At 70.4% G+C, this 23,775-nt stretch carries 22 protein-coding genes; 14 read left to right on the top strand and 8 right to left on the bottom strand.

What is annotated here, in order from left to right:
- Positions 1-23 precede the first annotated feature (23 nt).
- The 5 genes from AS029_RS12620 to AS029_RS12600 all read left to right on the top strand — a co-directional run bounded on the left by AS029_RS12620 (position 24) and on the right by AS029_RS12600 (position 7,221).
- Positions 24-1,199, top strand: coding sequence for a glycosyltransferase family 4 protein (locus tag AS029_RS12620; protein WP_167345270.1), 1,176 nt, complete (start codon positions 24-26; stop codon positions 1,197-1,199).
- Positions 1,183-3,378 (top strand): glycosyltransferase, encoded by a 2,196-nt coding sequence (locus AS029_RS12615; protein ID WP_058232935.1) that lies wholly within the window; start codon positions 1,183-1,185, stop codon positions 3,376-3,378. The genes AS029_RS12620 and AS029_RS12615 overlap by 17 nt, the downstream gene beginning before the upstream one ends.
- Entirely contained in the window at positions 3,375-3,938 is a 564-nt protein-coding gene (locus AS029_RS12610) for an acyltransferase (protein ID WP_058232934.1), read from the top strand. Before AS029_RS12615 ends, AS029_RS12610 begins: the two co-directional genes overlap by 4 nt.
- Entirely contained in the window at positions 3,935-5,953 is a 2,019-nt protein-coding gene (locus AS029_RS12605) for a glycosyltransferase (RefSeq protein ID WP_058232933.1), read from the top strand. The genes AS029_RS12610 and AS029_RS12605 overlap by 4 nt, the downstream gene beginning before the upstream one ends.
- Positions 5,954-6,234: 281 nt before the next feature.
- Complete coding sequence (locus AS029_RS12600) at positions 6,235-7,221, top strand: glycosyltransferase (RefSeq protein ID WP_058232932.1); 987 nt, start codon at positions 6,235-6,237, stop codon at positions 7,219-7,221.
- A gap of 41 nt (positions 7,222-7,262) precedes the next feature.
- Here the strand turns inward: AS029_RS12600 and AS029_RS12595 are convergent, their stop codons facing one another.
- A complete protein-coding gene (locus AS029_RS12595; RefSeq protein WP_139168114.1) occupies positions 7,263-9,152 on the bottom strand; it encodes an amylosucrase in 1,890 nt (629 codons plus the stop codon).
- Positions 9,153-9,243: 91 nt separating this feature from the next.
- On the opposite strand from AS029_RS12595, the gene AS029_RS12590 reads away from it, so the two are divergent.
- Both AS029_RS12590 and AS029_RS12585 read left to right on the top strand, forming a co-directional pair.
- Complete coding sequence (locus AS029_RS12590; RefSeq protein WP_058232931.1) at positions 9,244-9,759, top strand: hypothetical protein; 516 nt, start codon at positions 9,244-9,246, stop codon at positions 9,757-9,759.
- 81 nt (positions 9,760-9,840) lie between these two features.
- A complete protein-coding gene (locus AS029_RS12585; protein ID WP_175456662.1) occupies positions 9,841-10,785 on the top strand; it encodes a DMT family transporter in 945 nt (314 codons plus the stop codon).
- Positions 10,786-10,920: 135 nt separating this feature from the next.
- Here the strand turns inward: AS029_RS12585 and AS029_RS12580 are convergent, their stop codons facing one another.
- Both AS029_RS12580 and msrB read right to left on the bottom strand, forming a co-directional pair.
- Entirely contained in the window at positions 10,921-11,472 is a 552-nt protein-coding gene (locus tag AS029_RS12580; RefSeq protein ID WP_058233098.1) for a nitroreductase family protein, read from the bottom strand.
- Positions 11,473-11,486: 14 nt separating this feature from the next.
- Entirely contained in the window at positions 11,487-11,894 is a 408-nt protein-coding gene (gene msrB / locus AS029_RS12575; RefSeq protein WP_058232930.1) for a peptide-methionine (R)-S-oxide reductase MsrB, read from the bottom strand.
- 73 nt (positions 11,895-11,967) lie between these two features.
- Between msrB and AS029_RS12570 the strand changes: the two genes are divergently transcribed.
- The 5 genes from AS029_RS12570 (at position 11,968) to groL (ending at position 15,991) form a co-directional block, all read left to right on the top strand.
- Positions 11,968-12,957 (top strand): DUF2332 domain-containing protein, encoded by a 990-nt coding sequence (locus AS029_RS12570; protein WP_058232929.1) that lies wholly within the window; start codon positions 11,968-11,970, stop codon positions 12,955-12,957.
- Positions 12,958-12,966: 9 nt separating this feature from the next.
- Positions 12,967-13,221, top strand: a complete 255-nt coding sequence (locus AS029_RS12565; protein WP_058232928.1) for a DUF3263 domain-containing protein — start codon at positions 12,967-12,969, stop codon at positions 13,219-13,221.
- 35 nt (positions 13,222-13,256) lie between these two features.
- Complete coding sequence (locus tag AS029_RS12560; RefSeq protein WP_058232927.1) at positions 13,257-13,859, top strand: LytR C-terminal domain-containing protein; 603 nt, start codon at positions 13,257-13,259, stop codon at positions 13,857-13,859.
- 130 nt (positions 13,860-13,989) lie between these two features.
- A complete protein-coding gene (locus AS029_RS12555; RefSeq protein ID WP_058233097.1) occupies positions 13,990-14,190 on the top strand; it encodes a cold-shock protein in 201 nt (66 codons plus the stop codon).
- Between the two features lie 181 nt (positions 14,191-14,371).
- Entirely contained in the window at positions 14,372-15,991 is a 1,620-nt protein-coding gene (gene groL, locus AS029_RS12550) for a chaperonin GroEL (protein ID WP_058232926.1), read from the top strand.
- 396 nt (positions 15,992-16,387) lie between these two features.
- Here the strand turns inward: groL and AS029_RS12545 are convergent, their stop codons facing one another.
- From AS029_RS12545 to AS029_RS12525, 5 genes are all read right to left on the bottom strand, one after another.
- Positions 16,388-18,064 carry a sensor histidine kinase gene (locus tag AS029_RS12545; RefSeq protein ID WP_058233096.1) on the bottom strand — a complete coding sequence of 559 codons (1,677 nt, stop codon included), beginning with the start codon at positions 18,062-18,064 and terminating at the stop codon, positions 16,388-16,390.
- Positions 18,065-18,200: 136 nt separating this feature from the next.
- The gene (locus AS029_RS12540; RefSeq protein WP_055956651.1) at positions 18,201-18,893 is read right to left on the bottom strand and encodes a response regulator transcription factor; all 693 of its coding nucleotides are present in this window, start codon (positions 18,891-18,893) and stop codon (positions 18,201-18,203) included.
- Between the two features lie 69 nt (positions 18,894-18,962).
- Entirely contained in the window at positions 18,963-20,612 is a 1,650-nt protein-coding gene (locus tag AS029_RS12535; RefSeq protein WP_058232925.1) for a DNA repair helicase XPB, read from the bottom strand.
- Between the two features lie 59 nt (positions 20,613-20,671).
- On the bottom strand, positions 20,672-22,399 hold the full coding sequence (locus AS029_RS12530; protein ID WP_139168113.1) for a helicase-associated domain-containing protein: 1,728 nt from the start codon (positions 22,397-22,399) through the stop codon (positions 20,672-20,674).
- Between the two features lies 1 nt (position 22,400).
- Positions 22,401-22,682, bottom strand: a complete 282-nt coding sequence (locus AS029_RS12525) for a hypothetical protein (RefSeq protein WP_058232924.1) — start codon at positions 22,680-22,682, stop codon at positions 22,401-22,403.
- Between the two features lie 106 nt (positions 22,683-22,788).
- On the opposite strand from AS029_RS12525, the gene AS029_RS12520 reads away from it, so the two are divergent.
- Entirely contained in the window at positions 22,789-23,172 is a 384-nt protein-coding gene (locus AS029_RS12520) for a cold-shock protein (RefSeq protein WP_058232923.1), read from the top strand.
- Positions 23,156-23,770, top strand: a complete 615-nt coding sequence (locus AS029_RS12515) for a DUF3027 domain-containing protein (protein WP_058232922.1) — start codon at positions 23,156-23,158, stop codon at positions 23,768-23,770. The genes AS029_RS12520 and AS029_RS12515 overlap by 17 nt, the downstream gene beginning before the upstream one ends.
- The last annotated feature ends 5 nt before the right edge of the window (positions 23,771-23,775 follow it).

Raw genomic sequence — 23,775 nt, 5'->3', positions numbered from 1 at the left:
AACGGGGGCAATGTTCGATGCGGGTGCTTTTTTCGTTTCCTCATGCACTCGGAGCGCCGGGGATCGGCTGGACGGCGTGGAACCAGGTCGACGGACTGGCGCGGCTGGGCCATGACGTGCACGTGGTCGCGGCGAGCATCGCGCGGCCGCTGCCGGCCGGTGTGCGGGTGACGCAGACCCTCACGGTGCGAGGCCGGAGGATTCCCCACCGCCTGATCGGACGCGACCGCGCCTTCGCGTGGCACGACCACCGCGCGGCGCAGATCGCCGCACGTGGCGGGTTCGACGTCGTGCATCTCTGGCCCACCGGACCCGGCCGCACCGCCCAGGCGGCGCGGGAGCGGGGGATCGCCGTGGTCCGCGAAGCGCCGAACACCCACACCGAGTACGCGTGGAAGGTGGTGGCCGACGAGGTCGCCGCCCTGGGCCTGCAGGGCACGGTGGACACCGCGCACACCGCCAACGCCCGTCGCCTCGAGATGGAGCGCGCCGATTGGTCGCGCGCGACCGCCATCCTCGCCCCGTCGGAGTTCGTCGCCCGGTCGTTCCGTGACGCCGGGTTCGACGATGACCGCGTCCTGCGCCACCAGTACGGCTTCCGGCCGGGATCGCGCCGGGCGAGGCCGCGGTCGGAGGCGGCGGCGGCGCTGCGAGCCGTCTACGTCGGGCTCGGAGAACCGCGGAAGGGCCTGCACTACGCCCTCGACGCATGGCTGCGGTCGGACGCGAGTCGCGAGGGCACGTTCACGGTGATCGGGCGGATGCTGCCGGCCTACGAAGCGCTGCTCGCCGACAGGCTCGCCCACCCGAGCGTCAAGGTCATCGGCTTCTCGCATCAGGTGGAGGCGGCGCTCGCGGCATCCGATGTCCTGCTCCTGCCCACCATCGAAGAGGGATCGGCGCTGGTGACCTATGAGGCGCAGGCCATGGGGTGCGTGCCCCTGGTCTCGACCGCCTCCGGCGCTCTGATGGACGACGGCGTGCAGGGCCTGTTCCACGAACCCCGCGACGTCGACGCGCTCCTCGCCCACCTCGACCTGCTCGCGCGCGACCGCTCCACGCTCGCGCGCATGAGCGCCGCCGCGATCGACCACGTCCCCGCACTGACCTGGGACGCCGCGGCCGAGACGCTGGTCGGCTGCTACGAAGCCGCCCGCGACCTCGCGACGACGAAGGGTGCGCATGCTCACGCCGTCTGACATCTCCGTCATCGTCTGCACCCGCAACCGGCCGGCCTTCCTGCGCGAAGCCCTCGCTGCGATCCGCAAGACCACGCCCCGCGAGACCGAGGTCGTCGTCGTCGACAGCGCCTCCGACACCGACGAGACCCGGCTGATCGCCGAGGAGGCCGGCGTCGTCTACGTGCGCGCTGGCGCCGGACTCTCGGTGGCGCGCAATGCCGGCATCCATGCCTCCGGGCGGCCGTTCGTCATCTTCACCGACGACGACTGCCTTCCCGAGGAGGGGTGGATCGACGTCGTGCTCCCGCACTTCGACGACCCCACGGTCGGCGCCGTCACGGGGCGCATGCTGCACCGCTCCGAGTCCGCGGCCAAGGCCCCGTACCGCCGCGAGCGTCTGTACCGCACCCCCGTCGAGGGTCTGGATGCCGGCCATGGCGCGGTCATGGCGTTCCGGCGGGAGATGCTGCTGCGGATGGGCGGCTTCGACGACCAGCTCGGCGCGGGGAAGCCCTGGGCCGGTGCCGAGGATCTCGACATCTTCGTGCGCATCGCCCGGGGCGGGTCGACCATCGTGCACGACGAGACCTGCATCGTCTGGCACAACAACACCCGCGAGGGCCAGGACTACGTCAACCTCCACCGCGGCTACGGTCTCGGGCTGGGCGCGATGATCGCGAAGTGGGTGCGCATCGATCCGGTGCTCGGCGCGCGTCTCGCCTGGCGGCTGGGAGGCCGGTCGGTGGTGCGCATCGTCCGTGCGTTCGCGCGCAACAAGCCGGGTGCCCACGAGCACGCCATGTTCAGCGGCATCGTCACCGGTGCACGTCAGGCGTGGCGCTCACCCGTCATCGGGGAGCGGTTCGTGTCGTCGGCCGCGCCCGCGGCCACGGGTGACGGCTCGCCCCCCACGCCGGACCCCTCGACGACCCCGGTCTCGGTCGAGCTGCTGCGCATCCTCGACGAGACGCACCTGGCGTCCGATATCAAGTACGAGACGATGCACACCGGCTGCATCCTGGTGCTGCACGGTCGCAACCTGCGCCTGGATGACGGATCGCTCGATCGCGAGAAGATCCTGGCGGGCGTCGAACGTCTCGTGCGGCGGGTTCCGGAGTTCCGGTTGCGTGTCGTGGACTCCCCGCTCGGGATGACGGCACCCGCCTGGGTGCCCGCCGACGACTTCGACCTGCGCGCGCACGTGCACTTCCCGGAGGGGACGCACGGTCTGCGCTCGACGCCGCTTCGCTGGTTCATCGACGGCGACCGCGGTCTGCTGCCGCGGGACCGTCCGCTGTGGGACTTCACCTTCACGTCGCTCGACACCGGCCAGGTGGCCTTCGGAGCGCGCATGCATCACGCCAACGGCGACGCGAAGTGGGCGATGGAACGCCTCACCGAGCTGACCGAGGCGAGCGCCGAGGTCGAGGAGACGATCGCTCCGAGCCCTTCCCGGCCTCCCGCATCGCGCCTGCTCGTGCCGCTGTACGCGGCGCGCAGCTGGTGGGACGCGCAGCCCGACGCCCCGGCCGCCTGGCGTGAGTACTGGCGCAAGCCCGTCGTCAAGCGGATGAAGCGCGTGGTGGGACGCAACATCCGTCCGCTCAAGGAGGTCTACGCGACGCGGAAGGACCTGCGCGCGCAGTTCATCCCGCCGTTCACCGACACGTTCTTCGAGGTCGACGCCTCGGCGACCACCCGTCGCGCTGCGAAGCTGCGCGGATCGCTCAACGACTTCATCGTCGCGGCCGCGATGTGCGCGGTCGACGACGACCTCGACGGCATCGACGTGATGGTCCCCGTGTCGCGGCGCCGGAAGGGCGAACGCGCGATCCGCAATCACGTCGAGATGCTCCGTGCCCACGGAACGCCGTCGTCGGGGCTGCCCGAGGTGGTGGCATCCGTGCGCGCGCAGGTCGCGTCCTTCGCGCGGGGCCTCTCCGAGGACGACCAGCCGCGGGGGCGTTCGATCGGCTACGTGACCCTCGTCCCATGGTCGCGCGAGCCGCGGTACTTCTCCGGCGACGTCGTCGAGCGCTTCATCGTGCTGCCGGCGTCGGACCGCCGCGACGAGCTCGCCGTCTTCGCCGCGGTCTACGGCGACACGATCACCGTGACGGTCACGACCCGCGCGGAGCTGGACACCGAAGGCGTGGCCCGCCGGCTGCGCTCGATGCTCGAAGGGGTGGACGAATGAGCCGGATCCGCAAGGTGCTGGTGGCGGGCGCGTCGGTGCTCGACCCCCGGGTGTACATCCACGGTCTGCGTGTGCTGCACTTCTACGGGTACGCCCACGTGTCGCAGGTGCGCAAGCTCACCCGGGGCAAGGACGTGAGCTTCGCGCCCAATGTCTCGTTCCGCAACGGCGAGCGCATCACGATCGGCGCGGGCACGCGCATCGGCGAGTACTCCACGATCTGGGCGGGCAACTCCACGGGGCGGATCACCTTCGGGGAGAAGGCGCTGCTCGCCCCCCGGGTCACGGTGACCGCGTCGAACTACGGCATCGCGAAGGGCATCCCGCCGATGGATCAGCCCAAGGCCGAGGACGACATCGTCATCGGGTCGGGTACCTGGCTCGGGGCCGACGTCGTCGTCCTCGCCGGGGTGACCATCGGTGACGGTGCCATCATCGCCGCCGGAGCCGTCGTGACGAAGGACATCCCCGAGAACGCGATCGCCGGCGGCATCCCCGCCAAGGTCATCGCGTACCGCCAGGACGTCGATTCCCCCGCGGCCGCGCAGGTCGGCGCGTGAGCGCGCCCACCGTCGACGCGATCATCGTCAACTACAACACCCGCGAGCGCACGCTCGAAGCCATCGACTCCCTCGTCGGCCTCGGCCTGGAGTGGCTCGGGGTCGTTCTCATCGACAACGGGTCGACCGACGGCTCGCTCGAGGCGATCCGGTCGGCGCACCCCGGAGTGACGCTCATCGACGCGGGGGAGAACCTCGGTTTCGCCCGGGCGGTCAACCGGGGCGTCGACGCGTCGACCGCCGACTACGTGATGCTGTTCAACCCCGACGCCTCGGCGTTCCCGGGGTCGCTCGAGGCGCTGGTGGCCTTCGCCGAGGCGCATCCCGAGCATGGCGTCTACGGCGGCCGCACGGTCGATGAGAACGGCGCGCTCGATCCGTCGTCGTGCTGGGGCGCCCCGAGCCTGTGGTCGCTACTGTGCTACGCCACCGGGGCGTCGGCCGTGGCGAAGAAGTCCGCGGTGTTCGATCCGGAATCCCTGGGGCGGTGGAAGCGCGATTCCGTTCGCGAGGTGCCGATCGTCACGGGGTGCCTCCTGCTGTCGCGCCGCGACGTGTGGCACCGCATCGGCGGGATGGACGAGCGCTTCTTCCTCTACGGCGAGGATGCCGAGTTCTCCACGCGCGCGTGGCGTCGCGGTTTCCGGCCGGTCATCGTCCCGGATGCCGTCATCCGACACGACGTGGGCGGTTCGAGCAGCTCGAGCGGTCGCCGCCTCGCGATGGTGCTCGCGGGCAAGGTCACGTACTTCACGACGGTCTGGTCGGCTCCGGTGGCGCTCGTCGCCACCCTGCTGCTGCAGGCGGGCGTGGCGTTGCGCGCCGTCCTGGAGGCGCTGCGTCGCAGCTCGCGTGACGCGTACCGCCAGGCGTGGGCGCACCGCCGGTCGTGGCGGCGGGGGTTCCCCGCGGCCGAGCGCACGCTGTTCGGCCGCGAGCCGTCGACGACGGCGCGGCATCCGCTGGTCGTGCAGGCGGAGCCCGCCTTCCGCACCGAGAAGGCGAATCCCTACACCGCCGACCTGTACCGCGCACTCCGGCGTCAGGGCGCCGTCGTGCGCGACCTGCACTACGGGCGGCTCCTGCTCGAGCGCACCGACGTCATCCACCTGCACTGGCCGGACCTGTCGTTCCTGTCGGGGCCGCGGCTCTACCGCCACGTCTGCCGGCTGGCGCTGTTCTACGGCAGCCTCGCGCTCACGCGCCGCCGGGGAACCGCGCTCGTGTGGACGGTGCACAACGTGGCGGCCCACGAGGAGCGCTCGACGGCCCGGTTGCGCGCCCTGGCCGACAGGCTGCTGCTGAAGAACGTCGACGGCATCATCTCGCTGACCGAGCAGGGCGTCGTCAGCGCCCGGGCTGCCTATCCTGCGCTCGCCGAGGTCCCGGCGGCTGTCATCCCGCACGGCCACTACCGCGACTCGTACGACTTCGGTGTGGACCGGGTCGAGGCGCGACGACGGCTCGGGCTCGACGTCGATCGTCCCGTGATCGCCAGCGTCGGGCAGATCCGCCGCTACAAGAACGTTCCGCACCTGATCCGCGTCTTCCGCGAGAGCGGGGTGGATGCCACGCTGCTCATCGCCGGAAAGATCTCCCCGCCCGAGCTCGAGACGGAGATCAGAGACGCCGCCCGCGGCGACGACCGGATCGTGATCGACGCGCGATTCCTCCCCGACGACGACATCGCGGCGGCGCTCGCCGCCGCCGACCTGGTGATCCTCCCGTATGCGCGCATCCAGAATTCCGGGTCGGCGATCCTCGCCGTCTCCGCGGATCGTCCGGTACTCGTCCCGCAGCTGGGCGCCATGCGGGAACTGCAGGAGCAACTCGGCGACCACTGGGTGCGCCTGTACGACGGGGATCTGACCTCGGCCTATCTGACGCACGCCCTGGAATGGTCCGTCGCATCGGGTCGACCGGAGCGCGCCGATCTGCGTGCGTTGGATTGGGACGTCATCGCCACGCAGACCATGAATGCTTATCGCAGCATTCTGCGACGCGTACGCGGATAGTTCGCGGGCGGCTTCCTTCGCCGCCGGCGATGCCCGCGAAGGCGCGGGACCCGTGTCGCGCGGAGCATAGCGCCGCGTGTGCACGTTACGGCTCCGAAATGCGCGTGCCGTACACTTCGTTTTGACGCCGACCTCGGAGAATGTCGGGCTCGGCGCATGATCTGGGGGAGATCTGTGATTCATTTCCGCGCGTCCGACAATGCCGATTCCGGCCGATCCCGGGCCGTCATGGCGACGGGGATCATCACCTCGGCCGGTGCGTCGGGAAGGGCAGGCGACCGATGATCGCTGTTCCCTCGCGCCTCGACCTCGCGCCCGACAGGCCGCGCAAGCTCCTGCTCGCGGCATCGACGGGCGGGCACATCGCCCAGCTCGTGCGTCTCGCCCCGGGCCTGGGCGCGACCGACGACTCGCTGTGGGTCAGCTTCGACTCGCCGCAGACCCGATCGCTGCTGCGCGACAAGCGCACGCTCCTCGTGCCGTACATCAAGCCGCGGGACTGGCGCGGCACGCTCACCGCGGTGGGGGAGATCCACCAGGCGCTTTCCGCGGAGCACTTCGACGCCGCCGTCAGCACCGGCGCCGCCCTCGCGACCGCGGCCCTGCCGACGGCCCGCCGCCACGGCATCCCGGCGCTGTACATCGAGAGCGTGTCGCGCGTGCTCGGTCCCTCGCTGACGGGTCGGATGCTCTACCACAGCCGCCTCGCCGAGATGCGCACGCAGCACCGTTCGTGGGCCCGCGGGCGGTGGGGGCTGCACTCCAGCGTGCTGGAGACGTTCTCGATCGCGGAACGCACGGCACCCGAGGGGCGGCCGCTGAAGATCTTCGTGACGCTCGGCACGATCCAGGGCTACCGCTTCGACGGCCTCGTCGACGCGCTGCTGGCGACCGGGCTCATGGGCGATGACACCACGTGGCAGCTCGGCTTCACCACGCGCGACGACCTCCCCGGCCGAGTTGTGCAGGACATGGATGCCGCGTCGTTCGACCAGGCCATCCACGACGCCGACGTGGTGGTCACGCACGCCGGTGTCGGCACGATCCTCGGACTGCTGGAGGCCGGTGTCTACCCGGTCGCGGTGGTGCGCCGCAGCAGCCGCAACGAGCACGTCGACGACCACCAGGCGCAGATCGCGGGACTCATGAACGAGACCCGCATCGGCACCGCCGTCGAGACCGGCGAGCTGACGCGCGAGGTGCTGCTCGAGGCGGCGTCGCGTCGCATCGTGAGCACCGATGGTCTGCCGGCACCCGAATTGCACTGACACCGTTCTCGGCGCGGTGCCCCCGCGCCGAGAGCGATCGGTCAGCGTGTGCGCACGCGGAGCCACCGCACGCCGTGGGCGGCGAGCGTGATGCCCGCGCCGAGCCACACGGGTGCGCCGGTGATCAGGTCGAGGGCCTCCGGTGCGAGGCCCGACAGGGTCAGGGCGTCGATCTCCACCGCCGAGTCGGCGACGTTCGCCGCGACGAGCACCGCGAATCCGCTCTCGCCGGGGCGCAGGAACGCCACCACCGGCCGCACCCGGGCGTCGAACGCGACGAGCTCGTTGCCGCCGAGCTCGGGCGTCGCGCGGCGCACCTCGAGCAGGCGCGTCAGACGTGAGAAGACCCGACCGGCCGGGGTGTCGGCATCCGTCCGCTGCGCGTACCTCTGTTCCGGGCGGAACGGTCGGTGCACCCAGCGGCTGTCGCCGGCCTCTTCGGGACGCTCGCCATAGGAGTAGTCGTTGAGCTGGGCGACCTCGTCGCCGAGATACAGCAGCGGGATGCCGCCGGTCGACAGCGCCAGCGCGTGCGCGAGGATGACGCGGTCCTCGCCGCCGGCGTCGCCCGCCTCGATTCCCGCGAGGGATGCCGTGGTGCCGGTGACGCGGGCATCGCCCGTGCGCGGGTTCTCCTGGAAGGGCACGCCGCGCGCGAAGGTCCCCTCGGCCCGTCCGACGTAGAAGTCGTTGAGGAAGCGCCGGTGCGGGTACCCCTCGATGCCGAGCTCGGCGGCATCCTCGTCGGCGAACGTCCAGCCGATGTCATCGTGACTGCGCACGTAGTTGACCCAGGCGGTGCCCTCGGGAAGGGCGTGCCGACGCTCGAGCGCCTGCTGCAGCAGGCGGCCGTCGCGCGTGGCGAGCGCCTCCCACGTCAGGGCCATCTGGAGCGGGTTGTAGGAGATCTGGCACTCGTCGGGCGAGATGTACGAGACCACCTCGTCGGGGTGCACGATGGCCTCCGACTTGAACAGCAGGCCCGGAGCGGCCATGCGCAGTACGGCGTTGAAGGCCTGCAGCAGCAGGTGCGCCTCGGGCAGCGACTCGCACGTGGTGCCGAGCCGCTTCCAGATGAACGCGACGGCATCCATACGGAGTATTTCGACGCCCTGGTTCGCCAGGAACAGCATCTCGCCGGCCATCGCCTCGAAGACCGCGGGGTTGGCGTAATTGAGGTCCCACTGGAAGTGATAGAAGGTCGCCCAGATCCACCGGCCGTCGTCGAGCTGCACGAACGAGCCCGCGTGGTCGTCGGGGAAGATCTCCCGCGTCGTGCGCTCGAAGGCGTCGGGCATCTCGCGGTCGGGGTAGATGAGATAGAAGTCCTCGTACCCGGGCTCGCCGGCCACGGCCTTCTGCGCCCACTCGTGCTCGTTGCTGGTGTGGTTGAAGATGAAGTCGACCACGAGCGAGATCCCCGCGCGACGGAGGTCGGCGGCGAGGGCGGCGAGCTCCTCCATCGTGCCGAGCGCGGGGTTCACCCTCCGGTAGCTCGACACCGCATAACCACCGTCGCTGTTGCCCTCGGGGCTCTCGAACAGGGGCATGAGATGCAGATACGTCAGGCCCAGCTCGCGGAAGTACGGGATCTGATCCCGGATGCCGCTGAGCCCGCCCGCATACCGGTCGACGTAGCAGACGCCCCCGAGCATCCGCTCGCTCTCGAACCAGTCGGGTGAGCTGTCGCGCTCGCGATCGAGGGCCTTCAGCGCGCGCGGACGCTCGGTCCACGAACGGCGGGCGAGGTCGACGACGGATGCCAGGCGCTCCAGGCCGTCGGCGCGCTCGCCGTAGAGGCGCACGAACAGCTCGTGCAGGCGGGGGAGGTGCAGTTCGGCGTGCGCGATGAACTCGCGGTCGGCGCCGGCGCTGTTCAGATCACCGAGGATGCGCGAGACATCGTGGGGGCCGGGGTTGAGCTGGGTCACGGGTGACAGCCTGACGCATCCGGGCCGGTGACGGCGACATCGACGTGCCCGGAGACGGGGTTGATGACCTCGGGTGGGCGATGATGGGGCCATGCAGCCCGCCTTCGCTCCTCGCCGCTCCCGTGTGCTCGTCGCCGCAGCAGGGCTGACGGTCGTGACGGTGTACGCGATCATCGCGCTCGTGCAGATCCTCGTCTGGAACCCGGAAGCCGCGGTGCCCGGCCTGACCGCGGCCGAGGTGTGGCGCGAGGTGGGCGTCGCGGACCAGGGCCCGCCGAACGGCTTCGTCGTCGCCGTGATCGCCGCCGGCCCCACCCTCGGCCTCGTCTTCCTGCTGATGTTCTCCCTGACGGACACCGACGTGTGGTCCGTGGTCTCCGCCTATCTCGCTCTGCTTCTCCTCGGGATCGCGGGGTACTTCGTCGCGTCCTTCGGCCCGGGCATGGGCCTCGCCGACACGTACGGCATCAGCGGCGGCGATCACGCCTACGGCGGCGCCGCTCTGGGCGTGGTCAGCCTGCTCGCAATGCTCGGACTCCTCGCCATCTTCGTGGGCGGGGTGATCCGCGGTCGGCGCGCGAAGAGGGCGCCTGTCGTCGCCGTCTGACGGGGATCGTCCGGACACGGCGCGCCGCGGTCGCGTCGTACGATCGACGGTGGCCCGATCGCCGGGCGCGAGGGGAGTGCGGTGTCGGAGCGCGGTGCGATCGGCGTGGCCGTCGGCGGAGCGGTGCTCATCGGTGCCCTCACCGCGCTGCAGGCGCGGATCAACGGCTCGCTCGGGGCCGAACTCGGCGACGGCTTCGTGGCCGCCGCGGTCTCGTTCGGCTCGGGGCTCGTCATCCTCATCGTGCTGTCGCTGCTGCTCCCGGAGGGGCGGCGCGGGTTCGGGCGTCTCGTCGACGGCATCCGGTCGCGAACCGTCCCCCCGTGGATGCTGCTGGGCGGTCTCGTGGGCGCGTTCACCGTGGCGAGTCAGGGGCTGACGGTCGCCACGATCGGCGTCGCGCTGTTCACGGTCGGTTTCGTCGCCGGACAGACCTCCGGCGGGCTCGTGCTCGACCGGGTCGGCTACGGGCCGGCCGGCGTCGTCCCCGTCACGGTGCGCCGACTGGTCGGTGCGGCGCTGGCCATCGCCGGAGTGGTGGTGTGCCTCTCGGGTGACGCCCTCGGCGGCGTGCCCCCGTGGATGCTCGTCGTCCCCGCCGTCGCGGGGGCCGGAGTCGCGTGGCAGCAGGGGACAAACGGGCGTCTGCGCGTGCGCGTGGAGAGCCCGCTCACCGCGACCCTGGTCAACTTCATCGGCGGCACGATCGTGCTCCTCATCGCCGCCACCGTGCACGTGGCCGCCGTCGGAGCGCCGCGCGTGGTGCCGAGCGAGCCGTGGCTCTACGCCGGCGGCGCGGTCGGCGTGATCTACATCTTCTTGTCGTCGGTGGTGGTGCGCCGCACGGGAGTACTGCTGCTGGGATTGGGGTCGGTGGTGGGCCTGCTGTGCACCTCCGTCGTGCTCGACGCGTTCTGGCCCGCGCCGGCGGCTCCCTCCACCCCGGTGGCCGTCCTGGCGGCCACGGTCGCCATCGCCGGCGTCGTCGTGGCCGCGGTGCCGTGGCGGCGGCGCAGGCTCGGCTGACTTCGGCCCGCGGCGAGTCGCGCACCGACGCCGTGCCACGCGCGCGTCGGACGCCGCCGCGATACCCGGGGCGTCACCGCCACAGATGACGACGCCGCCCGGAGACGTCCCCGGGCGGCGTCGCAGCGCGCGTGATCAGGAGCGCGCGTCGTCGACCTTCCGTCGCTTCTTGCCCCCGGGCAGGCGCGAGATGTGCTTCGCGGCATCCACCGTCTTACGGCGGACCGGACGCGTGCGCGGCGGCTTGCCGCCGACGTACAGCCAGCCGAGCAGCACCTCGCCCTTCCTCAGGCCGTGGGCCTTGGCAAGCGCCTTGCTGCGGGTGTTGTCGTCGGTGCGCCAGAAGACGCCGAAGCCCGCCTCGTCGAGCACCAGGCTCAGCATGTGGGCGACACCGGATGCCGTGGCCTCCTGCTCCCAGGCGGGGATCTTCTTCGACGAGACGTCGGCCACGAGGGCGATGATGAGCGGCGCGCGACGAGGCTTCGAGGAATACCCCTTCTTGCCGTCGGCCTTGTTCAGCGCACGCGCGAGCAGATCGCGGTCGCTGCCGCGGATCTCGATGATGCGCCACGGGCGCAGCGTCTTGTGGTCGGCGACGCGACCGGCCGCGGCGACGAACGCCTCGAGTTCGGGCCCGGTGGGGGCGAGGTCGGTGACCTTCGACCACGACCGGCGGTCGCGCATCGCCTCGAGTGCGCTCACGCCTTCTCTTCCGGCGTGAAGTTGAGCGACAGCGAGTTCATGCAGTACCGGTCGCCCGTGGGGGTGCCGAAGCCGTCGGGGAAGACGTGGCCCAGGTGCGAGCCGCAGTTCGCGCACCGCACCTCGGTGCGCTGCATGCCGTGGCTGTTGTCGTCGATGAGTTCGACGGCCTCGGGGCGCACCGACTCGTAGAAGCTCGGCCATCCGCAGTGCGAGTCGAACTTCGTGCCGCTCTGGAACAGCTCCGCGCCGCACGCGGCGCACGTGTAGAGGCCGGCGCGGCTCTCGTCGAGCAGCTCACCGGTCCAGGCGCGCTCGGTTCCGGCCTGGCGCAGCACCGCGTACTGCTCGGGTGACAGCTCAGCGCGCCACTGGTCGTCGGACTTGTCGACGGCATACGTCATGGAATTTTCCCTTCTCCGGCATCCATTCTGTCGTGCCCCGGAGCGGTCAAGTCGGCCCGGCATAATCTGCGGGATGGATCAGGATGCCGTGACCGCCGTCGTCGACCGGTTCGGGCGCTTCGCCCGCGACGAGGCGCCCGGTCGATCGGCGGTCTACGAGGCCTGGGCGCGCCGCGTGATCGCTGATCCCGCCGTGGCGGCGGCGCTCGCGCGGGTTCCGGCTTCGCGGCGTCAACCCCCGCTCGTGTTCGCGGTTCTGCGCCTGCTCGGCGCGCCGATGGACGACATCGATGCCTGGGCGTCGTGGGTGCAGTCCCACGCCGAGGAGATCGCCGCCGAATGCGGGCGGCGGAGCGTGCAGACCAACGAGCCGCTGCGGTGCGCGGCCCTCCTGCCGGCGCTCTCCCTCATCGACGGGCCCATCGCCCTGCTGGAGGTGGGCGCGAGCGCGGGCCTGTGCCTGTATCCCGACCGGTACTCGTACCGCTACCGACGAGGCTCCGAGACCCTCCCTCTCGACCCTGTCGCGGGCGTCGGTCGCGTCGAGCTGGCGTGCGAGCTCGACGGTGCGCCGGAGCTGCGGATGCCGCACATCGTGTGGCGTGCCGGCATCGATCTGAACCCGCTCGACGTCGGCCGCGCCGAGGACCGGTCGTGGCTCATGGACCTGGTCTGGCCGGGCGAGGAGGAGCGCCGGGAGCGCATCTCGCGGGCGATCGACATCGCCGCCGGCGACCCGCCTCTGCTCGTGGCCGGCGACGGGGCCGACGCGTTGCCCGCCCTCGCCGCCCGGGCGCCGCGCGACGCCACCCTCGTCGTCACGACCCCCGGCGTCCTCGCCCACGTGCCGGCACCGCACCGCGCCGCCGTGATCGACGCGGCACGTTCGGCGGGTCGGTGGATCACCCTCGATGCGCCGGGGCTGCATGACGGGTGGACCCGGCGCGTCGAGTCGGTCCGGGGCGGGTTCTCGCTGGCTCTCGACGGTGACGTCGTCGCCGAGGTGGATCCGCTGGGCGCCTGGGTGGCGTGGCATCCGGGATCCACCGCGCACCGCGGTTAGCGTGGACGGGTGACCCTGTCGGACCGTGATCTCGCCTTCCTCGCCTTCGAGGGTGAATGGCGACGCCATGCGGGTGCGAAAGAGGAGGCGATCCGCGCCGAGTTCGGCTTGACGCCCGCCCGCTACTACCAGGTGCTCGGTCGCCTGATCGACACCCCCGACGCCCTCGCCCACGACCCCATGCTCGTGCGGCGCCTGCGCCGGCGCCGCGACGACGCCGCCGATCAGCACCGCTCCCGTCTCGGCCGGGCCGCATCGCGCTGACGGGGCGCTGAGGCTCCGACCGATAGCATCGTCCAATGGCCAGATCGACCTTCCCTCGGGATCGCTTCGACGACCTGCCCGATCCGGCCGGACGCGTCGGGGCGCACCGCGCCGAGAACCCGCGGCTGCGCGGCTGGATCATCTTCCTGTGGGCGGCCATCGCCACGCTCGTGCTGATCATCGCCGGAATCTTCGCGACCCTCGTCGTCTCGGGACGCATCTCGCTCGGCCCCGACGCGGAAACGGCTCCGAACCCCACGGTCGAGGCGACGACTCCGGCCGTCGTCGACACCTCCTATTCGGTGGTCGTGCTCAACGGCACCGCCGACGAGGGGCTCGCGGGCACGCTGCGCGACCGGATCGTCGCCGCGGGGTGGCCGGGCGACGCCGTCGAGACGGGCGACTCCGACAGCACCGATTTCGCGCAGACGACAGTCTTCTACCTTCGTGACACCGACGAGGCGGCCGCCGAGGGACTGGCGCAGACGATCGGTGGCGCGTCGGTGGCGCAGAGCGACTTCCTGCAGCCCACCGACGACCCGAACACCCCCGACGACGAGAGCGACGTGAAGCGCCTGATCGTCGTCATCGGCCTCGACCGGGCGGCCGGTCAGACCTCCGAGACGCCGGCGTCCTGACCCGTGGGTGCCCCGTGTTTCCGCGGGGTAACAACTTGACGGCACGGGCGTCAACAATGCCCCCGAACCCCCATTCGGCGGCATGCTCCGTGCTTACGATGACCTCGTCATTCAGCAACAGGAGATTCGCATGACGCAGGGCACTGTCAAATGGTTCAACGCCGAGAAGGGCTTCGGGTTCATCACCGTCGCCGACGGTCAGGACGTCTTCGTTCACTACTCCAGCATCGAGATGCCGGGCTTCCGGGTCCTCGAGGAGGGCCAGGCGGTGGAGTTCACCGTCGGAACCGGACAGAAGGGACCCCAGGCGGAGTCCGTCCGCCTCGCCTGAGACGCTGAACCGAACGCCACCGAACGCCGCGGCATCCCTCATCCGGATGCCGCGGCGTTCGACGTTCGTGCCGGGCCGCGTGGCTTGCACTCCCTAGGGTCGAGTGCCAGAATGAGTTAGCACTCGCTTTCGTCGAGTGCCAAAATCTGGAAGTCACCCGTCCGGGAGGGACGACACACTTATGGCAAAGATCATCGCTTTCGACGAAGAGGCACGCCGTGGCCTCGAGCGTGGCCTCAACACGCTGGCCGACGCCGTCAAGGTGACCCTGGGCCCGCGCGGTCGCAACGTCGTGCTCGAGAAGAAGTGGGGCGCCCCCACGATCACGAACGACGGTGTCTCGATCGCCAAGGAGATCGAGCTCGACGACCCGTACGAGAAGATCGGCGCAGAGCTGGTCAAGGAGGTCGCCAAGAAGACCGACGACGTCGCGGGTGACGGCACCACCACCGCCACCGTCCTGGCTCAGGCGCTCGTGCGCGAGGGCCTGCGCAACGTCGCCGCCGGCGCCGACCCCATCTCGCTCAAGAAGGGCATCGAGAAGGCCGTCAAGGCCGTCACCGACGAACTGCTCTCCGCCGCCAAGGAGGTCGAGTCGAAGGAGCAGATCGCCGCCACCGCGTCGATCTCCGCCGCCGACCCCGCCATCGGTGAGCTCATCGCCGAGGCCATCGACAAGGTCGGCAAGGAAGGCGTCGTCACCGTCGAGGAGTCCAACACCTTCGGCACCGAGCTCGAGCTCACCGAGGGCATGCGCTTCGACAAGGGCTACATCAACCCCTACTTCGTCACCGACCCCGAGCGTCAGGAAGCGGTCTTCGAAGACCCGTACATCCTGATCGCGAACCAGAAGATCTCGAACATCAAGGACCTTCTGCCCATCGTCGACAAGGTGATCCAGGAGGGCAAGGAGCTCCTCATCATCGCCGAGGACGTCGAGGGCGAGGCTCTCGCGACGCTCGTGCTCAACAAGATCCGCGGCATCTTCAAGTCGGCGGCCGTCAAGGCTCCCGGCTTCGGCGACCGCCGCAAGGCGCAGCTGCAGGACATCGCGATCCTCACCGGCGGCCAGGTCATCACCGAAGAGGTCGGCCTCAAGCTCGAGAACGCGACCGTCGACCTGCTCGGCCGTGCGCGCAAGGTCATCATCACCAAGGACGAGACCACGATCGTCGAGGGCGCCGGCGAGTCCGAGCTCATCGAGGGTCGCGTCACGCAGATCCGTCGCGAGATCGAGAACACCGACAGCGACTACGACCGCGAGAAGCTCCAGGAGCGCCTCGCCAAGCTCGCCGGCGGCGTCGCCGTCATCAAGGCGGGTGCGGCCACCGAGGTCGAGCTCAAGGAGCGTAAGCACCGCATCGAGGACGCCGTTCGCAACGCGAAGGCCGCCGTCGAAGAGGGTGTCGTCGCCGGTGGTGGCGTCGCCCTGATCCAGGCCGGCAAGAACGCCTTCGGCTCGCTCGAGCTCGTCGGCGACGAGGCCACCGGTGCGAACATCGTCAAGGTCGCCATCGAGGCGCCGCTCAAGCAGATCGCGCTCAACGCCGGTCTCGAGCCCGGTGTCGTCGCCAACAAGGTCGCCGACCTGCCCGTCGGACACGGCCTCAACGCCGCGACCGGCGAGTACGGCGACCTGTTCGCCCAGGGCATCATCGACCCGGCGAAGGTCACGCGCTCCGCGCTGCAGAACGCCGCGTCGATCGCCGGCCTCTTCCTCACCACCGAGGTCGTCGTCGCCGACAAGCCCGAGAAGGCCGCCGCTCCCGCGGGCGACCCGACGGGTGGCATGGACTTCTGATCCACGCCTGACGCCTGAGAACGCCCCCTCCTTCGGGAGGGGGCGTTCTTCGTCGGCGCGGGCGACGGCTGCCGCCGCGACGGTGTCGGGTGCGGCGGTGTCGTCGCGACGGTGTCGTCGTTGCGGTGTCGTCGTTGCGGCGCGGTCGCGGCGCCGTGGTGATCGCGCATGTCGGTCCGACGCCGTCGTCGCTCGTCGTGGCCTCGTCGTCGAGGTGCCGTCGTTCTGCGGTGACTTGCGGGGTGTGTTCGCGCGGGGGCTTGTCGCGCGTGCGTAGGGCGCGAGTCATCGGTGGGGGTGTGGGGGTGACTTGCGGGCTGTGTTCGCGCGGGGGCTTGTCGCGCGTGCGTAGGGCGCGAGTCAGCGGGGAAGCGGCGGGGCCGACCGCAGCGGGGATCAGTCCGCGGTGGGGCTGAAGTTCTCGGGGAGCCGCTCGAGCGGCTGCGTCTCGATCAACGCGTGTTCCTGGGCGTCGCGACGGTCGGCGAGGGGGAGCGAGACACGGAACGTCGCGCCACCGCCGGGGGTGTCGACCACCTCGACCGTTCCGTGCAGCAGATCGACGATGGATGCCACGATCGACAGGCCGAGACCGGAGCCGCCGGTCTCGCGCGTGCGAGACGTGTCGGCGCGCCAGAAGCGCTGGAAGATCTGGTCGCGGATCTGCTCGGGCACGCCTTCACCGTGGTCGATGATCTCGATCCACCCCATGTCGCGTTCGACGTCGACGCCCACCCGGAGGCCGATGGGCGAATCGTCGGCGGTGAAACGTCGCGCGTTGCCGAGAAGGTTCGCCACGACCTGGCGCACCTTGTTCTCGTCGCCGAGGACGATGGGCGCGGGGCGCGGCGCCGTGCGCACGACGCCGGCCGGCGGCGCCGGGGAGGCGACCGGGGCACCCTCGGCGGGTGAGGGTGTCGTCTCGCCGCCTTCCTTCGGCTTGCGCCGCAGGCGCGACAGCGTCGCGCCCGCGATCGCCATGGCCGACGTCGTCGGCGCGGCGCGGCGGCGGTTGGCGGGCGAAGCCGCGTCGCCCTCGGCATCCAGCAGGGGATCGAGGGTCATCGTGGGCAGCACGATCTCGCGACGAGTGGTCGTGTCATCGACCGTGACCTCGCGCTGCGGCGAGGTCACGCGCAGGTCGAGGGCGGCGTCGCGGGCGATCGGCCGCAGATCGAGCGGGGTGATCGTGACGTCACGGCGCTCGTCGAGACGGGCGAGGGCGAGGAGGTCCTCCACGAGCGCGCCCATGCGGATGGCCTCTTTCTCGATGCGCTCCATCGACTGGGCGACGTCCTGGTCGGAGCGGATCGCGCCCATGCGGTACAGCTCCGCGTATCCGCGCATCGTGACGAGGGGGGTGCGCAGTTCGTGACTCGCGTCGCCGATGAACCGGCGCATCTGCCGCACGGTGGCATCCCGTTGTCCGAGCGCCCCGTCGATGCGGGCAAGCATCGCGTTGATCGCGGTCTTGAGCCGGCCCACCTCGGTGTCGGGGACGATGTCGGTCAGGCGCTGGCTGAAGTCGCCCGCCGCGATGTCCATCGCCGTGGTCTCGACCTGCCGAAGATTTCGGAACGCGAGGGTCACGAGCCACCGCGTGAGCAGTGCGGTCGCGATCAGGATCAGAAGGGCCACGAAGGCGTAGATGCCGATGTAGGCGGTCACGATCCGGTCGGTCGGCGCCAGCGGTTGGATCACCATCTGCGTGTAGACACCGGGACTGCCGTTGACCTGGAGGACGCCCACGCGGGCCAGGAAGTGCTGGCCCGAATCGCCGTCGCTCAACTCGATGCGCCGATCGATCTGGCCGTACGTCTGCTCGACGGTGAAGGTGGAGGGCAGCTCGGGGAGGGCTTTGGATGCCGTGCCGTTGTAGAACGCCTTGCGTTCGCCGTCGGGACCGTAGACGACGACCATCGATCCGATCTGCGGGGCGTTGTCGATCTGCGAGAACACGATCTGCCCGTCGGCAGGCGTCATCGTGAAGACGCTGTCGGCGATGTTTCCCGCCGCCTGCTGCGCGAGCTGCTCGTCGAGGTTGTTCACGAGCGTGGTGCGCAGGAACACCATCGTGCCGATGCCCGCCGTGAACAACCCGATCGCGAGAAGCACGACGGTGACGCCGGTGACCTTGGTGCGAAGGCTCAGTCCGCGCCACCAGCGCGTGAGGGCATCGTCGGGATGCGACAGGGGGAACGCCTTTCGCTCAGGCGGTCTTGCCCGACTTCAGCATGTAGCCGAAGCCGCGCTTGGTCTGGATCAGCGGCTCGGAGGAGTGCGGGTCGATCTTGCGGCGCAGGTACGAGATGTAGCTCTCGACGATGCCGGCGTCGCCATTGAAGTCGTATTCCCAGACGTGGTCGAGGATCTGCGCCTTGCTCAGCACGCGGTTGGGATTGAGCATGAGGTAGCGCAGCAGCTTGAACTCGGTCGGGCTGAGATCGATCGACACGTCGCCCACGCTGACGTCGTGGGTGTCCTGGTCCATCGTCAGCTCACCCGTGCGGATGATCGACTCCTCGTCGGCCTGCATCGTGCGTCGCAGGATCGCCTGGATGCGGGCCACGATCTCGTCGAGGCTGAAGGGCTTGGTGACGTAGTCGTCGCCGCCGGCGTTCAGACCCTCGATCTTGTCTTCCGTCTCGTCCTTGGCGGTCAGGAAGAGGATCGGCGCGGTGTAGCCGGCGCCACGCAGACGCTTGGTGACGCTGAACCCGTTCATGTCGGGCAGCATCACATCGAGCACGATGAGGTCGGGTTCTTCTTCGAGCACGGCGGAGATCGTCTGCGCGCCGTTGGCCACGGCTCGCACCTGGAACCCGGCGAAGCGCAGGCTCGTGATGAGCAGGTCGCGAATGTTCGGTTCGTCGTCGACGACGAGGATGCGAGGTGCTGTCATGCCCTCATTATCGTGAAGCGACCCAGCAATCCGCTGGATATGGAACCGATGGGCGCGCCCTGCTATGGGTCACGCCGCCGCGGCGTCGATCCCGTCGGCATCCAGGATCGTGTACGAGTAGCCCTGTTCGGCGAGGAAGCGCTGGCGGTTCTGCGCGAAATCCTGGTCGACGGTGTCACGGGCGATGAGCGTGTAGAAGCTCGCCGTGTGGTTCGACTGCTTCGGGCGGAGCAGGCGGCCGAGGCGCTGGGCCTCTTCTTGACGCGACCCGAATGAGCCCGACACCTGGATGGCGACCGAGGCTTCGGGCAGATCGACCGAGAAGTTGGCGACCTTCGACACCACCAGCAGGGGGATGCTGCCGTCGCGGAAGCCCTGGAACAGCTCCTCGCGTTCCGGGATCGGCGTGGCACCGGTGATCTGCGGAGCGCCCAGGGCCTCGGCGAGCTCGTCGATCTGGTCGAGGTACTGCCCGATGACGAGCACGCGCTCGCCCGGATGCCGCTGTACCAGGCGTCGGGCGACGTCGATCTTGGCGGGAGCGGTCGCGGCGAGCCGGTAGCGGTCCTCGTCGGCCGCGGCGGCGTACTCGAGGCGCTCGTCTGCGGGGAGGTCGATGCGCACCTCATAGCAGGCCGCGGGGGAGATGAAGCCCTGCGCCTCGATCTCCTTCCAGGGTGCGTCGAATCGCTTGGGGCCGATGAGGCTGAAGACGTCGCCCTCTCGGCCGTCTTCCCGCACCAGCGTCGCGGTCAGGCCCAGGCGGCGTCGCGCCTGCAGATCGGCCGTCAGCTTGAACACGGGAGCGGGCAGCAGGTGCACCTCGTCGTAGAGAACGAGGCCCCAGTCGAGGGCGTCGAGCAGCGCCAGGTGGGCGTACTGGCCTTTCCGCTTGGCGGTGAGGATCTGATAGGTCGCGATGGTGACAGGCTTGATCTCTTTGACCTGGCCCGAGTACTCGCCGATCTCTTCGGGCGTGAGGGTGGTGCGGCGCAGCAGCTCGTCGCGCCACTGGCGGGCGCTGACGGTGTTGGTGACGAGGATGAGCGTCGTCGTGCGGGTATCGGCCATGGCGCCCGCGCCCACGAGCGTCTTGCCGGCGCCGCAGGGCAGCACCACGACGCCGGAACCGCCCTCGGAGAAGGAGTCGACCGCCTGCCGCTGATAGGGGCGGAGGCTCCAGCCGTCTTCGGCGAGGTCGATGGGGTGGGGCGTACCGGGGGTGTAGCCGGCGAGGTCTTCGGCTGGCCAGCCGATCTTGAGCAGTTCCTGCTTGATGTGGCCGCGCGCCCACGCATCGACGAGATAGCTGTCGGCAGTGGGGTGGCCGATGAGCAGCGGCGCGATGCGCTTGTTGCGCGAGACCTCGCTGAGCACAGCGGCATCCGACGAGCGGAGCACGAGCTCCTTGTCGTCGTTGCGCTCGATCACCAGGCGGCCGTAGCGATCGACCGTCTCGCGGATGTCGGTGCTGACCGACGCCGGCACCGGGAAGCGCGACCATCGGTCGAGGGTGCCGAGCATCGCGTCGGCGTCGTGACCGGCTGCACGGGCGTTCCACAGACCCAGGCGGGTGATGCGATACGTGTGGATGTGCTCGGGTGCGCGCTCGAGCTCGGCGAAGACCGCGAGCTCATGCCGCGCCGTCTCCGCCTCGGGGTGTGCGACCTCGAGGAGGACGGTGCGATCGCTCTGCACGATGAGGGGGCCGTCAGCCATAGCGTTCGAGTCTACCGGGGTCGTGAACCGGGAGGCCGACCGCCTCGGTTCCGGAGGGGTCAGTCGACGGGGGTGACGCCGTCGATGTGCGACAGCGGCAGCGTGCGCTCGACGTCGGCACCGCGGTCGCGACCGCGCAGGCGCCCCCCGCCGAGTCCCGTCGCCTCCAAGCGGAAGACGCGGGCCGAGCCGTCGGGGAGGCGCACGGTGACGTCGATGACGGCGCGAGCGCGTACGGCCTGGTCGAGCTCGCGCTCGAGCCACGCGGCATCCGAGTCGCCGACGCCCTTGCGCAGGCGCTCCAACAGGTCGCCATAGGTGTCGACGGGGTCGGGAGCGGGCTGTGCGTCGGCGGCCAGCTTCGCCCGCTCCAGAGCGCGAGGCCGTCCGTCGGCGTCGACGGCCACCGCCGGGTAGTGCGCGTCGGTCAGCGCCCAGAACACCACGTCGCTCGACACGTGCGAGACGAGTTCGTCGTCGTCGGTGCGCGAGAGCGCGATCGAGCGCAGCGACTGGTCGATCTCCATCGACCGCAGAAGCGTCTCGTCGTCGGTCACCACGCGCGTCAGGTGCGTGGCGGGATCGCTCATCACACGCACGCGCCCGTGCTCGGCCGAGGTGCGTTCGATGACGTACGCGAGCGGTTGCGGGAGTCCGGTCAGCGAGATGCCGGTGAGGAACTCGCGGAGAGACTCCGCCGTCTCGCCCGCGGTTATGGCCGCGCCGATCGAGGTGGCGCTGAACCGGTAGCTGGAGGCCTGGGCGCGCGATTCGCGCACGGCCATCGACCGCAGCCGCACGTCGAGGTGCGGCGCGAGCGGCCCCGGAGCGATCGCCGTCAGATCGTTCTGCAGGTAGACCCGATCGACCTCGGGCGGCAGCAGCTCGCGCAGCGCCGATGTGTCGACGTCGCCCCCTCGCGCGAGCGGTTCCGCCCACGGGGCGGTGCGGCCGGCGGCATCGAGGAGTCCCCACCGTTGCAGCCGTCCCGTCCACAGCGCGGCGCGATCCGGACCCTCGGGGTCGAAAGGTGTCGCCCCGGCCCACTGCTCGACGGGGATCCATCCGCCGTCTGCCGAGCGATAGGCACGGGGCAGGGCGTCGCGCAGCGCGACCGCGGTGCGCTGCCATCGCTCGAGGGTGGGAAGGCGCAACCACTCCCGACCGGCCGGGGACACGAGCCACGCGCGGTCGTTCGAGCCCAGTAGGCCCGAGTCCGCAGCGAGGCCCACGAGCAGGTCGGCGTCGGCGGCTGTGGAGACGGCGCCCGAATCGACGAGCCGGCGTCGCTCCGTCGCCCCGAGCGAACCCGACCCGATACGACCGAGCGGGGCCTCGAGCGTCTGCATGAGGATGTCGGCCACGGATGCGGCGTACGTGAACGCCGCCTCCGACGCGGCGGCCGTCTCGACCGCGGCGGGCACGGACGCCGGGGTGACGGCATCCGGGATGCCATGGGGCAGGGCCTCGCGGACCACCTCGGCCGTGCGGGGGAACGGCAGACCGTCTTCTGCGATCAGGGCGCGCGAGACGAGGTCGTCGCGGGCGGTACCGGTCGCGGGGCGTCCGTCGAGTCCCGCCAGCAGGGCGACGGCCTCGGGGCGCGTCAGGGCGGGCAGGGCCCGGGCGATCGACGCGGGCTCGAGCAGCGCCTCGGCGACGTCGAACATGTCGCGCCACGTGACCGACGGCGACACCTGACGCTCGGCGAGGAGGCGGGCGAGTTCGGCGTCGGAGCGCGCACCCAACGAGACCGCCAGAGCGCGTTGAGCGGAGGTCTCGGGCACGTCAGCGAGCCTTGTTGGCCCGAGCCCTTCGGACGAAGCTCATGATGAGCACGGCCAGCAGGCAACCGAACGCCACCGGGGGCGTGACGAGGACGAGCAGGCTCACCACCGGCCAGACGCCGGATGCCAGATCGGCGCCGGCGGTGGAGCCGATGATGATGGCGAAGAAGCACACGAGCGCCAGCACGAGCAGCCCCAGCGACATGAACGCGAGGATGCGATCGATGCGTCGGACGGGAACGTCGTCGCCCGGCGTGCTGCCGCCGGAGGTGCGGGTGCTCATCGGGCTCAGCCTACTGCCTGGCGCAGGTGTCGTAGGCTGGAAGACCGGGATCCGATCGGCTCCCGCGTTCCGCCGCGCGATCGCGCACTCACCCAGCGAGGTTTCCATGCCCACCGGCAAGGTCAGGTTCTACGACGACGAGAAGGGCTTCGGCTTCATCAGCACCGATGACGGCCAGGACGTGTTCCTTCACGCCACGGCTCTGCCCGCCGGAACCCCCGCGCCCAAGGCCGGCACGCGGCTGGAGTTCGGTGTGGCCGACGGCAAGCGCGGCCTGCAGGCGCTGTCGGTGCGGGTCATCGACGCCCCCGTGAGCCTGTCCAAGCGCTCCCGCAAGCCCGCCGACGACATGGCGATCATCGTCGAAGACCTCGTGAAGCTGCTCGACGGCATCGGCGGCGACCTGCGCCGCGGCCGGTACCCCAGCGGCCCGCACGCGCAGAAGATCGCGGCCGTGCTGCGCAAGGTCGCCGATGACTTCGAAGCCTGAGCAGGTCGCCGATGAGCGCCTGACCGGCGCTCACGACCTCGCGCTCGCCGCCCTGCACGAGATCACCCCCGCCGACACCGTCGGACCCGCGGCCGGGTACACCGCCGAAGACGACGGGGTCGTCTCGTTGCGCTTCCACACGCGCCTCTCGGGGTACCCGGGGTGGTTCTGGACGGTCAGCGTCGCGGTGGTCGACGACTCCGACCCCACCGTTCTCGAGGTCGAGCTGTTGCCGGGTGACGGGGCGCTCCTGGCTCCCGACTGGGTGCCGTGGGCGACCCGCTTGGCCGAGTATCAGGCGGCCCAGGCGGCCGCGGCCGCCGCGGACGGCGATGATCTCGACGACGACGACGACGATCTCGACGACGTCGACGCGGACGACGACGAGTCGGACGACGATGACGAGCACGACGATGACGAGCACGACGACGAGCCCAAGGCCCGATTCCACGCCGGTGATCTCGACGGCGTCGACATCGACGAGTTCGACGACGATCAGACCGACGACGGCGACCACGCCGACGCCGAAGACGACGATGACGAGGTCGACGACGATTCGGACGACGACGATCTCGACGAACGAGACCGCAGCTACTGACCTGT

Source organism: Microbacterium enclense, assembly GCF_001456955.1.
GTDB lineage: Bacteria > Actinomycetota > Actinomycetes > Actinomycetales > Microbacteriaceae > Microbacterium > Microbacterium enclense.
This window is presented reverse-complemented; position numbering and strand designations above follow the sequence as displayed.

Coding starts and splice junctions, on each gene's coding strand:
- AS029_RS12615 (WP_058232935.1), top strand. CDS start 1,183: ATGCTCACGCCGTCTGACATCTCCGTCATCGTCTGCACCCGCAACCGG.
- AS029_RS12610 (WP_058232934.1), top strand. CDS start 3,375: ATGAGCCGGATCCGCAAGGTGCTGGTGGCGGGCGCGTCGGTGCTCGAC.
- AS029_RS12600 (WP_058232932.1), top strand. CDS start 6,235: ATGATCGCTGTTCCCTCGCGCCTCGACCTCGCGCCCGACAGGCCGCGC.
- AS029_RS12590 (WP_058232931.1), top strand. CDS start 9,244: ATGCAGCCCGCCTTCGCTCCTCGCCGCTCCCGTGTGCTCGTCGCCGCA.
- AS029_RS12580 (WP_058233098.1), bottom strand. CDS start 11,472: ATGCGCGACCGCCGGTCGTGGTCGAAGGTCACCGACCTCGCCCCCACC.
- msrB (WP_058232930.1), bottom strand. CDS start 11,894: ATGACGTATGCCGTCGACAAGTCCGACGACCAGTGGCGCGCTGAGCTG.
- AS029_RS12570 (WP_058232929.1), top strand. CDS start 11,968: ATGGATCAGGATGCCGTGACCGCCGTCGTCGACCGGTTCGGGCGCTTC.
- AS029_RS12560 (WP_058232927.1), top strand. CDS start 13,257: ATGGCCAGATCGACCTTCCCTCGGGATCGCTTCGACGACCTGCCCGAT.
- AS029_RS12555 (WP_058233097.1), top strand. CDS start 13,990: ATGACGCAGGGCACTGTCAAATGGTTCAACGCCGAGAAGGGCTTCGGG.
- groL (WP_058232926.1), top strand. CDS start 14,372: ATGGCAAAGATCATCGCTTTCGACGAAGAGGCACGCCGTGGCCTCGAG.
- AS029_RS12545 (WP_058233096.1), bottom strand. CDS start 18,064: ATGGTGTTCCTGCGCACCACGCTCGTGAACAACCTCGACGAGCAGCTC.
- AS029_RS12540 (WP_055956651.1), bottom strand. CDS start 18,893: ATGACAGCACCTCGCATCCTCGTCGTCGACGACGAACCGAACATTCGC.
- AS029_RS12535 (WP_058232925.1), bottom strand. CDS start 20,612: ATGGCTGACGGCCCCCTCATCGTGCAGAGCGATCGCACCGTCCTCCTC.
- AS029_RS12525 (WP_058232924.1), bottom strand. CDS start 22,682: ATGAGCACCCGCACCTCCGGCGGCAGCACGCCGGGCGACGACGTTCCC.
- AS029_RS12520 (WP_058232923.1), top strand. CDS start 22,789: ATGCCCACCGGCAAGGTCAGGTTCTACGACGACGAGAAGGGCTTCGGC.
- AS029_RS12515 (WP_058232922.1), top strand. CDS start 23,156: ATGACTTCGAAGCCTGAGCAGGTCGCCGATGAGCGCCTGACCGGCGCT.